Annotated in this window: 13 protein-coding genes; 5 read left to right on the top strand and 8 right to left on the bottom strand. The window is 67.8% G+C overall.

The window, feature by feature from the left end; all coding sequences use genetic code 11:
* Nucleotides 1-62: 62 nt before the first annotated feature.
* Complete coding sequence (locus DIE03_RS29505; protein WP_124455767.1) at nt 63-902, top strand: polyphosphate kinase 2 family protein; 840 nt, start codon at nt 63-65, stop codon at nt 900-902.
* 41 nt (nt 903-943) lie between these two features.
* Nucleotides 944-1,717 carry an exodeoxyribonuclease III gene (locus DIE03_RS29500; RefSeq protein ID WP_124455766.1) on the top strand — a complete coding sequence of 258 codons (774 nt, stop codon included), beginning with the start codon at nt 944-946 and terminating at the stop codon, nt 1,715-1,717.
* An 86-nt stretch (nt 1,718-1,803) separates the two neighbouring features.
* Here the strand turns inward: DIE03_RS29500 and DIE03_RS29495 are convergent, their stop codons facing one another.
* Nucleotides 1,804-2,856, bottom strand: a complete 1,053-nt coding sequence (locus tag DIE03_RS29495) for an NAD(P)-dependent alcohol dehydrogenase (RefSeq protein ID WP_023477668.1) — start codon at nt 2,854-2,856, stop codon at nt 1,804-1,806.
* Nucleotides 2,857-3,082: 226 nt separating this feature from the next.
* Between DIE03_RS29495 and DIE03_RS29490 the strand changes: the two genes are divergently transcribed.
* A complete protein-coding gene (locus tag DIE03_RS29490) occupies nt 3,083-4,027 on the top strand; it encodes an AraC family transcriptional regulator (RefSeq protein WP_124455765.1) in 945 nt (314 codons plus the stop codon).
* 23 nt (nt 4,028-4,050) lie between these two features.
* Here DIE03_RS29490 and DIE03_RS29485 read toward each other — a convergent pair whose 3' ends face one another.
* The 7 genes from DIE03_RS29485 to argB all read right to left on the bottom strand — a co-directional run bounded on the left by DIE03_RS29485 (nt 4,051) and on the right by argB (nt 10,974).
* A complete protein-coding gene (locus tag DIE03_RS29485; protein ID WP_124455764.1) occupies nt 4,051-5,106 on the bottom strand; it encodes a M48 family metallopeptidase in 1,056 nt (351 codons plus the stop codon).
* Nucleotides 5,096-6,517 (bottom strand): AmpG family muropeptide MFS transporter, encoded by a 1,422-nt coding sequence (locus tag DIE03_RS29480; RefSeq protein ID WP_124455763.1) that lies wholly within the window; start codon nt 6,515-6,517, stop codon nt 5,096-5,098. The genes DIE03_RS29485 and DIE03_RS29480 overlap by 11 nt, the downstream gene beginning before the upstream one ends.
* Before the next feature lie 116 nt (nt 6,518-6,633).
* Entirely contained in the window at nt 6,634-7,242 is a 609-nt protein-coding gene (gene metW / locus DIE03_RS29475; RefSeq protein ID WP_124455762.1) for a methionine biosynthesis protein MetW, read from the bottom strand.
* Nucleotides 7,239-8,384 carry a homoserine O-acetyltransferase gene (locus DIE03_RS29470; RefSeq protein ID WP_089451436.1) on the bottom strand — a complete coding sequence of 382 codons (1,146 nt, stop codon included), beginning with the start codon at nt 8,382-8,384 and terminating at the stop codon, nt 7,239-7,241. The genes metW and DIE03_RS29470 overlap by 4 nt, the downstream gene beginning before the upstream one ends.
* Nucleotides 8,385-8,654: 270 nt before the next feature.
* On the bottom strand, nt 8,655-9,320 hold the full coding sequence (gene slmA, locus DIE03_RS29460) for a nucleoid occlusion factor SlmA (RefSeq protein WP_124455761.1): 666 nt from the start codon (nt 9,318-9,320) through the stop codon (nt 8,655-8,657).
* Nucleotides 9,287-10,078 carry a pyrimidine 5'-nucleotidase gene (locus DIE03_RS29455; protein ID WP_124455760.1) on the bottom strand — a complete coding sequence of 264 codons (792 nt, stop codon included), beginning with the start codon at nt 10,076-10,078 and terminating at the stop codon, nt 9,287-9,289. Before DIE03_RS29455 ends, slmA begins: the two co-directional genes overlap by 34 nt.
* Complete coding sequence (gene argB, locus DIE03_RS29450; protein ID WP_006490510.1) at nt 10,075-10,974, bottom strand: acetylglutamate kinase; 900 nt, start codon at nt 10,972-10,974, stop codon at nt 10,075-10,077. The genes DIE03_RS29455 and argB overlap by 4 nt, the downstream gene beginning before the upstream one ends.
* A 294-nt stretch (nt 10,975-11,268) precedes the next feature.
* On the opposite strand from argB, the gene DIE03_RS29440 reads away from it, so the two are divergent.
* Both DIE03_RS29440 and DIE03_RS29435 read left to right on the top strand, forming a co-directional pair.
* On the top strand, nt 11,269-11,493 hold the full coding sequence (locus tag DIE03_RS29440) for a cysteine-rich CWC family protein (protein WP_124455759.1): 225 nt from the start codon (nt 11,269-11,271) through the stop codon (nt 11,491-11,493).
* A 69-nt stretch (nt 11,494-11,562) separates the two neighbouring features.
* A complete protein-coding gene (locus DIE03_RS29435) occupies nt 11,563-12,993 on the top strand; it encodes an ATP-binding protein (RefSeq protein WP_124455758.1) in 1,431 nt (476 codons plus the stop codon).
* Nucleotides 12,994-13,003: the final 10 nt, after the last annotated feature.

The following is a 13,003-nucleotide window of genomic DNA, read 5'->3' as shown; positions in this document are numbered from 1 at the left end:
GCGGCCCGTTGCGTTTGGCGGATGCGTTATCGTATGCACCACACCGTCCAACGGAGGAACGAATGGCGAAACAACCGACGCTCGACGATTTCCGCGTGCCTTACAGCACGCGCGAGAAGGAAGCCGCCGCATTCAAGCTCGATGCGTTCGACCCGGCCGCGAAGCCGTTTTCGTCCGGCTCGAAGGACGCCGACCGCGAACGGCTGTCGGCCGTGTCGACCGAGCTCGACGTCCAGCAGGAGCGCCTGCACACGCAGCAGAAGAAGCGCGTGCTGCTCGTGCTGCAGGGGATGGACACGAGCGGCAAGGACGGCACCGTGCGCGCGGTGTTCCGCGACGTCGATCCGCTCGGCCTGCGCATCGTGCCGTTCAAGGCGCCGACGCCGATCGAGGCCGCGCACGACTTCCTGTGGCGCGTGCATGCACAGGTGCCGGCCGCGGGCGAGCTCGCGATCTTCAACCGCAGCCACTACGAAGACGTGCTGGTGCCGCGCGTGCTCGGCGCGATCGGCGACAAGGAGTGCGAGCGCCGCTACCGGCAGATCCGCGATTTCGAGACGATGCTGTCCGAGAACGGCACGACCATCATCAAGTGCTTCCTGCACATCTCGAAGGACGAGCAGCGCGCGCGGCTGCAGGCGCGTATCGACGACCCGACCAAGCACTGGAAATTCGACATCTCCGATCTCGACGCGCGCAAGCACTGGGACGCGTACCAGTCCGCGTACCGCGACGCGCTTGCCGCGACGTCGGTCGAGCATGCGCCGTGGTACGTGATCCCGGCGAATTCGAAGACGCACCGCAACGTGATGATCGCGGAGCTGCTGCTGCGCACGATGACCGACATGAAGCTGGAATTCCCGCCGCCGAAGCCCGAGCTCGAAGGCGTGAAGATCCGTTAAGCTGCCACCCTGTAAAAATATCGAACTGAACGGAACCCGACATGATGCGAGTGATTACCGCCAACCTGAACGGCATCCGCTCCGCCGCGAAGAAGGGCTTCTTCGACTGGCTCGGCGAACAGAACGCCGATTGCGTGTGCGTGCAGGAAATCAAGGTATCGGCCGACGACCTGCCGGCCGAATTCGTCGAGCCGCACGGCTTCAAGAGCTATTTCCACCACGCCGAGAAGAAGGGCTACAGCGGCGCGGGCGTGTACAGCCGCCACGAACCCGATGACGTGATCATCGGCTTCGGCAGCAGCGAATTCGACCCCGAAGGACGCTACGTCGAGGCGCGCTACGGCAAGCTGTCGGTCGTGTCGGTGTACGTGCCGTCCGGCTCGAGCGGCGAGGAGCGCCAGCAGGCGAAGTACCGCTTCATGGACGAATTCATGCCGCACCTCGCCGCGCTGAAGAAGAAGCGCGAGGTGATCCTGTGCGGCGACGTGAACATCGTCCACAAGGAAATCGACATCAAGAACTGGAAGAGCAACCAGAAGAACTCGGGCTGCCTGCCGGAAGAGCGCGAGTGGCTCACGAAGCTGTTCGACGACGTCGGCTACGTCGACGTGTTTCGCACGCTCGACCCGCGCGCCGAGCAGTACACGTGGTGGAGCAACCGCGGCCAGGCGTATGCGAAGAACGTCGGGTGGCGGATCGATTACCAGATCGCGACGCCGGGCGTGGCCGGTACCGCGAAAAGCACGTCGATCTTCAAGGACATCAAGTTCAGCGACCATGCGCCGCTGACGATCGACTACGACTACAAGAAGTGATGGCCGGCGCTGCGCCACGCGCGTAGCTGCCGAATGCAACACGGGCCGCATGTCGAACATGCGGCCCGTTTCGCTTGAAGCGGCGCTTACTGCTTGATCGACGCCATGTCGATCACGAACCGGTACTTCACGTCGCTCTTCAGCATCCGCTCGTAGGCGGCGTTGATCTGCTGCATCGGAATCGTTTCGATATCCGACGTGATGCCGTGCTCCGCGCAGAAATCGAGCATTTCCTGCGTTTCCGCGATCCCGCCGATCAGCGAGCCCGCGAGGCGGCGGCGCTTGAAGATCAGGTTGAACACCTGCGGCGACGGGTGATCGTGCTCCGGTGCGCCGACGAGCGTCATCGTGCCGTCGCGCTTCAGCAGGTGCAGGAACGGGTTCAGGTCGTGCTGCGCGGCGACCGTGTTCAGGATGAAGTCGAAGCTGTTCAGGTGCGCGTTCATCTGCGCTTCGTCCTTCGAGATCACCACTTCATGCGCGCCGAGCCGCTTGCCGTCCTCGATCTTCGACGGCGACGTCGTGAACAGCACGACGTGCGCGCCCATCGCGCGCGCCAGCTTCACGCCCATGTGGCCGAGGCCGCCGAGACCGACGATCCCGACCTTCTTGCCGGGGCCCACGTTCCACTGCCGCAGCGGCGAGTAGGTCGTGATCCCCGCGCACAGCAGCGGCGCCGCGCCGGCCGGGTCGAGCGTGTCCGGCACGCGCAGCACGAACGCCTCGTCGACGACGAGCTGCGTCGAATAGCCGCCGTACGTGATGTCGCCCGTCACGCGGTCCTGGCCGTTGTAGGTGCCGACGAAGCCGTTCTCGCAATACTGCTCGAGGCCTTCTTCGCAGCTCGCGCAGGTGCGGCACGAATCGACGAGACAGCCGACGCCGACCAGCTCGCCGACCTTGAAGCGCGACACCTGCGGGCCGGTCGCGGTCACGCGGCCGACGATTTCATGGCCCGGCACGACCGGGTAGATCGTGTTGCGCCATTCGTTGCGCGCCTGGTGAAGATCGGAGTGGCAGACGCCGCAGTAGAGGACGTCGATCTGGACGTCGAGGTCGCGCAGCGCGCGACGCTGGAATTCGAACGGGGCGAGCGGCGATTGCGAATCGGTCGCCGCGTAGGCATAGGTCGTGCTCATGCAAAGGCTCCTTGTCCGGAAAAGATCCGGCGAAACAGACTGCCGTCGCATCATGTGGCGATGCGGCGAGACAGGTGCCTATCGTAAGGAGCGCACCGCCGCGGCGAAATACATGAAGGTCTGGAAGATTTGCCTATTCCTCTTGAATTGCGCGCGAACGCCCGTCAAAACGCGTTCGAGGTGCTAAATTGCGAGCCAGATTCTCTTGCCGGACAGGACCACGTAGATGAGCTTCCAGCCCCTTTTTGCCGACTCGGGCGACCGCGTGCAGCGCCGCATGATCGAGCTGCACACGCGCCTCGCGCCGAACGAGGGCGACACGCTCGCGGCGCTCGACGGCGTGCGCTTGTTTCGCGTGAGCCGTCCCGCGCCGCGCATGCCCGTGCTGTACGAGCCGAGCATCATCGTCGTGTGCCAGGGCCGCAAGCTCGGCTATCTCGGCGACCGCTCGTTCGTGTACGACGCGCAGCAATACCTGGTGCTGTCGGTGCCGCTGCCGTTCGAATGCGAAACCTTCGCGAGCAGGGACGAGCCGTTTCTCGCGATCTCGATCCGCGTGGATCTCGCCGTGATCGCCGAGCTCGCGATCCTGCTCGACGAGGCGCTCGGCGCGGCGATCAGCGAGCCGCTCGGCGTCTATTCGACGCCGCTCGATGCGCCGCTGGCCGATGCGGTCGTGCGGTTGCTCGAAGCACTCGCGTCGCCGCACGACACGCGCGTGCTGGGGCCGGCGATCATGCGCGAGATCGCGTATCGCGTGCTGACCGGCGAGCAGGGCGACGCGATGCGTGCGGCGCTCGTGCAGCAGCATCATTTCGGCCGCATCGCGAAGGCGTTGCGGCGCATCCATGCGGAGCTGAAGGCCGATCTCGACGTCGAGACGCTCGCCCGCGAAGCCGGGATGAGCCTCGCGGTATTTCACGCGCAGTTCAAGCATGTGACGGCGACCTCGCCGATGCAGTATGTGAAGGCCGCGCGGCTGCACCAGGCGCGGCTGATGATGGTGCGCGACGGGCTGGGCGCCGGCGCGGCGGCCGCACGCGTCGGCTATGCGAGCGCGTCGCAGTTCAGTCGCGAGTTCAAGCGGTTGTTCGGCCGCAGCCCCGGAGACGATGTGCGCTGGATGCGTGACAGCGCCGTGCGCCCGGCGATGGCCGACGCGGACGCATAGCGTGCGAGGTCACGCGGCGGCGCTCAGCGCCGCGCGACCTTGCGCCGCTGCGCGCTGATGCCCGCATAGTCGGGCAGCGAGTCGACCCGCTTGCCGGTCGCCTTCGCATACAGCGGCATCAGGTCGGACAGCCGGTTCAGCAGGTCCTGGCGCCGCGCGGTGCTGTACGGGTGCGTGTAGATGAAGCCCGTTGCCTTGTTCGCACGCGTCGCGACCGCGAGCTTGTCCCACAGCGTGATCGCGGCGCGCGGATCGAAGCCCGCGCGTGCGGCGATGTCGCCGCCGATCACGTCGGCTTCGGTCTCGTCGGTCGGTTCGTAGTGAAGCGACTGCAGGCGCTCGCCGAGATTCAGCGCCTGCGGCAGCGGATCGCCGACGCCGAACAGCGGCGGCAGCGCGGCCGCACGCAGCGACGTCTGCGACGTTGCGCTGAAGTTGCTGCGCGCGTGTTCGCGCAGCGCGTGCGCGATGCCGTGCGCGAGCAGGACGCCGAGCTCGTCGTCGTTCAGGCGCACACGGTCGAGCATGCCGCCGTACACGAGCACCTTGCCGCCCGGCAGACAGGTCAGGCGGATGTCGCGCGAGCGGATCGCGTTGACGTCCCACGTCCAGTTCTTCACGCGATCGTTCCACTTCACCGAATACGGCGCGAGCTTCGCGACGATCGCGCGCAGGCGCTTCACGCGCGGCTGGTTCGCGGGCAGCAACCGGTTGCTGTCGGCGGCGGCTTGCACGATCTGCGCGTATTCGTTCGCGGTGAGCTGCTCGAGCAGCGGCGACGGGATCAGCGTGCGGAACGCGATCGCGTTGCCGTAGCGGACCTGCTGCTGCTGCGTCTGCGCATACGCCTTTGCCGGCGCGGCGGCGCCGGTCGGCTGCGCGGCTTCGGCGGCGGGCGGCGCGACGGGGGCGGCGGAAGTCGCCGGCGCGGGCGGCGTAGCGGGTGCGGCAGCCGGCGCGGAGCCCGTTGCGGTCGCGGCGGTGTCGGACGCGTGCGCGAACGTCGCGACGAGTGCCGCGGCGCCGATGCTCAGCGAGGCCGCCGCGTGCGCGACGCGGTGCAGGCTGTCACTGCGCACGGCTGGCCTCGCCGTTACGTGCGGCACCGTTCCACGGCGCGATCTTGAACAGCAGCAGCATGCCGGGAATCGCGAGCGCGGTACACACGATGAAATAGTCGTACCAGCCGATCTTAGCGACGACGAAGCCGCTCGCGGCCGAGGCCAGCGTGCGCGGCACCGACGCGAGGCTCGTGAACAGCGCGAACTGCGTGGCCGTATAGCGCGGGTCGGTCGTGCTCGCGATATACGCGACGAACGCAGCCATCGTCAGGCCGGTCGTGAAGGTTTCGAAGCCGTAGACGATCGCGAGCGCGACGGTCATCGGGCTCAGCCTTGGCGTGATCTCGACACCGAACACCGACATGAACGACGCGAGCGCGTGGCTGGCTGCGACCGTGAAGTCGTAGAGTACCGCGAGCACCGGCGAGCCGGGGCCGAGCTGCGCGAGCCACGCGAAGCCGAGCGTCGACACCATCTGCAGCGCGCCGAAGATCCACAGCCCGCGGCCGATGCCGATCTTCACGAGCCAGATGCCGCCGATGATGCCGCCGGCGACGCTCGCGACGAGCGCGGTGGTTTTCGCGACGATGCCGATCTCGGTGCGCGAGAATCCGATGTCGAGGAAGAACGACGTCGACAGCGTGGTGGCCATCGTGTCGCCGATCTTGAACAGGAAGATGAACGCGATGACGAGCAGCGCGCCGGCCCAGCCGTCGCGCTGGATGAATTCGCGGAACGGCAGCACGATCGCGTCGCGCAGGTTGCGCGGCGGCGTGCCGACCACTTCGGGCTCGCGCACGACGAGCGTCATCAGGATGCCCGGCAGCATGAACGCCCCGGTGATCGCGAACACGGCGTCCCACGGCAGGTGGTCGGACAGGATCAGCGCGAGCGAACCGGGGATCAGCGCGGCGAGCTTGTACGCGTTCACGTGCACCGCGTTGCCGAGGCCCTGCTCGGTGTCGCGCAGCAGTTCGCGGCGGTACGCGTCGATCACGATGTCGGCGCTCGCGCCGAAGAACGCGACGAGCGTCGTGAGCGCGGCCACAGTCCAGATCGAGTCGCGCGGCGACACGAAGCCGAGCGCGGCGATCGCGCCGGCGACCAGCAACTGCGTGAGCAGCAGCCAGCCGCGCCGGCGGCCCGGCCGCCAGCCGGGCAGGCGCGGGATGTAGCGGTCCATCAGCGGCGCCCACAGGAACTTCCACGTATACGGGAACTGGATCAGCGCGAACAGGCCGATTTCCTTCAGGTTCACGCCCTCGGAGCGCAGCCATGCCTGCACGAGGTAGACGAGCGTGAACAGGGGCAGCCCCGACGTGAAGCCGAGGAACACGCAGATCAGCATGTGCGTGTTCAGATAGGCTCGCCAGCCGGGGTGCTCCTCGTGAGCGGTGAGTGCGGGCGCCTCGTGTGGCGTTTTCGACATGGGCTGGAACTGGGTAGCGTTGACTGATTGCGGCGGCAGCGCAGGCGGCGCGGGTAGCACAGGAGCGCGGCCGCACGTGCGTGCGGGCCGTCGGCGTCCGTCAACGGCCCGCCGGCTCAGCTGCGCTTGACGCGATAGACAGCAAGACTACCACGCCAGTTCGCTCCCCATCGAATCGGCTGGCCTTCGTGCAGCACGACGCGGTCGAGGATCGTCACGCCCACTTCGGGCGCCAGCGCCTCGAAATCCTCGATCGTCAGCACCCGCACGTTCGGTGTGTTGTGCCACTGGTACGGCAGCGACTTCGATACCGGCATCCGGCCGTTCAGCACCGACAGCCGGTGCGCCCAGTAGCCGAAGTTCGGGAACGACACGATGCATTCACGCCCGACCCGCGCCGTTTCGCGCAGAATCGCGGCCGTCTGGTGGATCGTCTGCAGCGTTTGCGACAGGATCGCGATGTCGAAGCTGTGGTCCTCGAACAGGCGCAGGCCGTCTTCCAGGTTCTGCTGGATCACGTTGATGCCGTTCTTCGCGCTCGCGAGCACGCCCGCGTCGTTCAGTTCGATCCCGTAGCCGGTGACGTCCAGTTCCTCCATCAGCAGCGCGAGCAGCGAGCCGTCGCCGCAGCCGAGGTCGAGCACGGTCGAGCGTGGTTCGACCCAGCGCGCGATCGTGCGGAAGTCCGCGCGCGCGGACAGGGAATTCAGCGCTTGCTGGTTCATGCGCCCACCTCGTTGGCGATTCGTTCGTAATACGCGCGGATCAGGTTGTGATAGCGCGCGTCGTCGAGCAGGAATGCGTCGTGACCGTGCGGTGCGTCGATTTCCGCGTAGCTGACCGTGCGCTTGTTGTCGAGCAGCGCTTTCACGATTTCGCGCGAGCGTGCGGGCGCGAAGCGCCAGTCGGTCGAGAAGCTCGCGATCAGGTACTTCGCCTGCGTGTGTGCGAGCGCGGCCGTCAGGTTGCCGTCGAACGCCTTCGCCGGGTCGAAGTAGTCGAGTGCGCGCGTGATCAGCAGGTACGTGTTCGCGTCGAAGTAGTCGGCGAACTTGTCGCCCTGGTAGCGCAGGTACGACTCGACCTCGAATTCGACGTCGAAGCTGAAGTTGTATGCGTCGAGCGCGCCGTCGGCGCGGCGCAGCGCGCGGCCGAATTTCTCGGCCATGTCGTCGTCGGACAGGTAGGTGATGTGGCCGATCATCCGCGCGACACGCAGGCCGCGCTTCGGCTTCACGCCGTGCGCGTAGTAGTCGCCGCCGTGGAAGTCGGGATCGGACAGGATCGCCGAGCGCGCGACCTCGTTGAACGCGATGTTCTGCGCGGACAGCTTCGGCGTCGATGCGATGTCGATGCAGTGCGCGACGCGCTCCGGATACATCAGGCTCCACGCGAGCGCCTGCATGCCGCCGAGGCTGCCGCCCATCACCGCGGCGAAGCGCTCGATGCCGAACGCGTCGGCCACGCGCGCCTGCGCATGCACCCAGTCCTCGACGGTCACCACCGGAAAGCTTGCGCCGTACGGCTTGCCGGTCGACGGATCGATGCTCATCGGGCCGGTCGAGCCGAAACACGAGCCGAGGTTGTTCACGCCGATCACGAAGAAGCGGTTGGTGTCGAGCGGCTTGCCCGGGCCGACCATGTTGTCCCACCAGCCGGTGCTGCGCGGATCGTCCGCGTAGACGCCGGCGACGTGGTGCGACGCGTTGAGCGCGTGGCAGACGAGCACCGCGTTCGAGCGCGCGGCGTTGAGTTCGCCGTACGTCTCGACGACGAGCTGATAGTTGCCGAGCACGCTGCCGCTTTGCAAGCGCAGCGGTTCGGCGAAGTGCATGGTCTGTGGAGCGACGATGCCGATCGATTCCATTCGTTCCGCCTTATGACTGGGCAGCTAAATGGTGTCGGCGAAGCGCGGAGTCGGAGATGCGCGGCTGACGACCTCTTTAGCCGCATTTGTAGTGAACCGCCGGGACACGGACAACTTCTACGCCCCGGCCGGTTCGCGCGCCCGCAATCGAGTCAGCAAATCGGCGCGCTTCCGACCTGCCACCCGAGGGGCGGCAAGTCGGCAAAGTATAGCGGAAATTGCGGGACGCGGATTCCGGCGGGCATGGCGTGGCGTGCCGCCAGCGTCGCATCACTGCAGGATCAGCCGCAGGTGCGCATCGGCCTGCTCGCTCGGCGGCTTCTGGAATCCGCCCTTCGCGAAGCGGTGCCAGCGGCCGATCACGTAGCTGACGAGCAGGCTCGCGCGGGCGGCGGGATCGTAGTCGGCCGGCAGCACGAACGGCGTCGCGCCGTCCTGCGGCGCATTCGCCTCGGTGCGCGCGACGCGCAGGCATTGCTTGACGGTCGACTCGATGCGGTCGAGCAACTGGTTCACGCGCTCGGTCAGCCGCTCGTCCTCGCCGACCAGCGCCTCGCCGGTCAGCACGCGCGTCATCCCCGGGTTCTTCGCAGCGAAATTGAGCATCGTCAGCGCGATCGTGCGCGCCTGCAGCACGCCGTTCGGCTCTTTCGCGACGATCTGGTTGACGAGACCGAACAGCGCCTGCTCGATGAACTCGATCAGCCCTTCGTACATCTTCGCCTTGCTGGTGAAGTGCCGGTACAGCGCGGCTTCCGAAACCTCGAGCCGGGCCGCGAGCGCGGCCGTCGTGATTTTCTCGGGCTTCGGTGCCTCGAGCATCGCCGCGAGCGTCTGCAGGATCATGACGCGGCGCTCGCCCGGCTTCGGGCGCGGGCGGGAGGGTGTGGCCTGGCTTTCCGTTACGGCTTGGTCCTGCGGGTAAGTCGGCTGCATTTTTGTCGCCCCGATCGTGTGCCCAGTCGCAGCGATTTTAACGAACGAATGCGCTGGTCGACATAGTGGGGACGTCCGGTAACCGGCAGATGGCCCGGCAGGTGGCCGGTGATCCATACCGTGCCGATGCCCAGACGCTTGTAGCGCTTCAGGTGGCCGCGCGTATCCTCGACGAGGATCGCGTCGGCGAGCCGCGCGTGCGCGGCGCGCAGCGTCCGGCGCAGCATCGTGTGGTCGGGCTTCGCGCGCCACGTGCGCCGGTCGCGCATGTGCTCGATCGCGATCACGCGCTCGAACAGCCGCTCGATGCGCAGCTCGCGCAGCACCGCGCGCGCGTAGTTCTCCGGCGCGTTGGTCAGGATCAGCTTGCGGCCCGGTAGCGCGGCGACGATGCGCGCGAGGCCGCGCTCGGCGCGGATCATCGCAGGCAGGTCGGAAAACGTGTGGACCACGCGCAGGAAGTCGTGCGGGTCGATCGGATGGTGGCGCGCGAGGCCGAGCAGCGCGGCGCCGTAGCGCTCGGTGTAGCCGGTGCGCAGGCGGTCGGCTTCGGCGCGCTCGACCTGCAGCGTGTCGATGATGTACTGCGTCATCGCACGGTTGATCTCGGGAAAGATCGCATGCGACGCGTGGTGCAGCGTGTTGTCGAGATCGAACAGCCAGACGGGCGCGCCGGCGCGCGGCCGGCTGCGGGAAATGCGCCGGCGTCGCAATGACGCCGGCAGATCGGGAGAGGAGGGCGGGCGGCGCGCGCTCAATGCGAGCGGATCATGGTGCCGAACGGCTGCTCGGTCAGGATTTCCAGCAGCACCGAATGCTCGATCCGGCCGTCGACGATGTGCACCGACTTCACGCCGCTCTTTGCCGCGTCGAGCGCCGACGAGATCTTCGGCAGCATGCCGCCGGAGATCGTGCCGTCCTCGAACAGCGCGTCGATCTCGCGCGCGGACAGATCGGTCAGCAGGTTGCCGTCCTTGTCCATCACGCCGGGGATGTTGGTCATCATCAGCAGCTTCTCGGCGTTCAGCACGGTCGCGAGCTTGCCCGCGACGAGGTCTGCGTTGATGTTGTACGAGAGGCCGTCTTCGCCGAAGCCGATCGGCGAGATCACCGGGATGAACGCGTCGTCCTGCAGTGCCTTCACGACCGCCGGGTTGATCGCCTCGACTTCGCCGACCTGGCCGATGTCGATGTACTGGCCCGGGTTGTCGCGATCCGGCATCAGCAGCTTGCGTGCGTGGATCAGGCCGCCGTCCTTGCCCGTCAGGCCCACCGCGTGGCCGCCGAAGTGGTTGATCAGCATCACGATGTCCTGCTGCACTTCGCCGCCCAGCACCCACTCGACGACTTCCATCGTCTCTTCGTCGGTGACGCGCATGCCCTGGATGAAGGTGCCGGCCTTGCCGATCTTCTTCAGCGCGTGATCGATCTGCGGACCGCCGCCGTGGACGATCACCGGGTTGATGCCGACCAGTTTCAGCAGGATCACGTCGCGCGCGAAGCCCTGCTTGAGCCGCTCTTCCGTCATCGCGTTGCCGCCGTATTTGATGACCACGGTCTTGCCGTGGTAACGGCGGATGTACGGCAGCGCCTCGGCGAGGATTTCTGCTTTCAGCGTGGGGGCGATCTGCGAGAGGTCGATGGGCTCGGACATGGCGGCGGCTCTGGCTGGGAACGGTTGAAACACGGCGAATTGTACAGGAGTGGCGCAGCGCAGCATCGGGTTTTTGGACGCGCCGGAATACCGGCGGCGCGAACCCGGCACCGCGCGCGGCGGCCCGCCGGCTATGGCGCGGCGCGATTCCGGCGGCGGCGCGCGGGTGTCGCCGGCGGGTCGGCGCGCGTGCGTTTGCGATGGACCTCGGCCGGGCGGCCGGCGTGCAAAATCCGTTCGCCGCGCTATGCTTGTCGCGTGGGGCGACTTCCCGCCCGTTTCCGCGATTGCGCCATGACCGATCCCGCCGCCGACGCCCGTTCCGCCCCGCGCCGCGCGCGCTGCCCGCACTGCGGGCGCGGCTTCGACTGCGGCGCGCAGACGCAGCCGTTCGACTGCTGGTGCGCGTCGATGCCGGCGCTGCCCGGCGGCGCCCAGCCGGCGGCCGGCGCGCGCTGCCGCTGCCCCGAGTGCCTCGCCGACGAGATCGCGCAGCGCATGGCCGGCGCGACCGGCTGACGGCACCGGCAACGCGCACCGATCCGGCCCCGCTAGAGGCGCCGGCCGCTAAACGGGTAAACTGCTCGGATGCAACGAATCACCACCACCGGGCGCGTCAACCTCAGTCACCTGTTCTGGCTTCGCAATCTCGCGATCATCGGCCAGCTCGTGACGATCGGCGTCGTGCAGACCTATTTCGGCGTGCATCTGCCGCTGCCGGCGATGCTGATGGTCATCGCGCTCGAAATCGTTTTCAACGCGCTGACCTGGGTGCGCGTGCTGCGTGCGCGGCCCGAGACCAATTTCGAGCTGCTCGGCCAGCTGTGGGTCGACCTCGGCGCGCTGTCGGCGCTGCTGTTCCTGTCGGGCGGCACGACCAACCCGTTCGTGTCGCTGTACCTGCCGTCGCTCGCGATCGCGGCGGCCGTGCTGCCGTGGCACCTGATGATCTGGCTCGCGGCGTTCGCGGTCGCGTGCTACGCGGCGCTCGGCTTCGATTCGGTGCCGCTCAACATGGACAATCCGGCGAACCTGTTCGACTACTACCGTACCGGCATGTGGGCGAACTTCATGGTGAGCGTCGGGCTGATCGCATGGTTCGTCGCGCGCATGTCGAATGCGCTGCGCCAGCGCGATGCGGCGCTCGGCGAGGCGCAGCAGCACCTGCTGCGCGACGAGCGGGCCGTTGCGCTCGGCGTGCAGGCCGCCACCGTCGCGCACGAGATGGGCACGCCGCTGTCGACGATCGCGATGCTCGCCGAAGAGCTGCGCGACGCGGCGCGCGCCGATCCGGGGCTCGCGCGCTACGAAGCCGACCTGAAGGTGCTCGAGGAGCAGATGACGCTCTGCACGTCGGCGCTCGCGCGCCTGCGCAGCCGCGCGAGCGCGCCGGCGAGCCGCCAGCCGGTGGACGACTGGCTCGACACGTTCGTCGAGCACTGGCGGCTGCGGCATCCGCATGTGCAGTTCGAGCTGCTCGGCGCGCGTCCCGCGGGCGTCGCGCTCGACGATACGGTCGCGGCCGGCCAGATCCTGACGATCCTGCTCGACAATGCCGCGCGCGCGAGCCCGCAGCGCGTGACGCTGGCCGCGAAGGTCGCGCATGGCGGCGCGGCCGACGAGATCGAATTCGAGGTATGCGACGACGGGCCCGGCATTCCGGCCTCGCTGCGCGAGTCGCTCGGCGCGATGCCGGTCGACAGCACGCAGGGCGGGCACGGGGTCGGCCTGTATCTCGCCTTCAGTGCGGCCGCGCGGCTCGGCGGCGAGATCGAACTGTCCGATGTCGTGCCGCGTGCGGCGGGCGGCAACGGGCGGGCCGGCGGTGCGGCGAATGGCCACGCCGCTGCCGTATCGGGACCGCGCGCGGCCCAGCGCACGGGTGAACGTGCAGCCGACCGGCCGGCCGGCTCGCCGGACAGCCGCCCGGCCGCTGCGACCGCCGCGCGCGGCACGCGGGCCGTGCTGCGCCTGCCGGTCGTGCGCGTCGCGGCGCCGGCCGCCTCAACCAACACGTAGACGGAGAAAC

The sequence above is a fragment of the Burkholderia sp. Bp8992 genome (genome assembly GCF_003853705.1).
Taxonomy (GTDB): Bacteria; Pseudomonadota; Gammaproteobacteria; order Burkholderiales; family Burkholderiaceae; genus Burkholderia.
Note: the sequence above shows the minus strand (reverse complement) of the source record. Positions and strands in the feature narration are given on the sequence as shown.

Bases quoted from the DNA above. Each gene is read 5' to 3' on its own strand.
- DIE03_RS29505 (WP_124455767.1), top strand. From the start codon at position 63: ATGGCGAAACAACCGACGCTCGACGATTTCCGCGTGCCTTACAGCACG.
- DIE03_RS29500 (WP_124455766.1), top strand. From the start codon at position 944: ATGATGCGAGTGATTACCGCCAACCTGAACGGCATCCGCTCCGCCGCG.
- DIE03_RS29495 (WP_023477668.1), bottom strand. From the start codon at position 2,856: ATGAGCACGACCTATGCCTACGCGGCGACCGATTCGCAATCGCCGCTC.
- DIE03_RS29490 (WP_124455765.1), top strand. From the start codon at position 3,083: ATGAGCTTCCAGCCCCTTTTTGCCGACTCGGGCGACCGCGTGCAGCGC.
- DIE03_RS29480 (WP_124455763.1), bottom strand. From the start codon at position 6,517: ATGTCGAAAACGCCACACGAGGCGCCCGCACTCACCGCTCACGAGGAG.
- metW (WP_124455762.1), bottom strand. From the start codon at position 7,242: ATGAACCAGCAAGCGCTGAATTCCCTGTCCGCGCGCGCGGACTTCCGC.
- DIE03_RS29470 (WP_089451436.1), bottom strand. From the start codon at position 8,384: ATGGAATCGATCGGCATCGTCGCTCCACAGACCATGCACTTCGCCGAA.
- slmA (WP_124455761.1), bottom strand. From the start codon at position 9,320: ATGCAGCCGACTTACCCGCAGGACCAAGCCGTAACGGAAAGCCAGGCC.
- argB (WP_006490510.1), bottom strand. From the start codon at position 10,974: ATGTCCGAGCCCATCGACCTCTCGCAGATCGCCCCCACGCTGAAAGCA.
- DIE03_RS29440 (WP_124455759.1), top strand. From the start codon at position 11,269: ATGACCGATCCCGCCGCCGACGCCCGTTCCGCCCCGCGCCGCGCGCGC.
- DIE03_RS29435 (WP_124455758.1), top strand. From the start codon at position 11,563: ATGCAACGAATCACCACCACCGGGCGCGTCAACCTCAGTCACCTGTTC.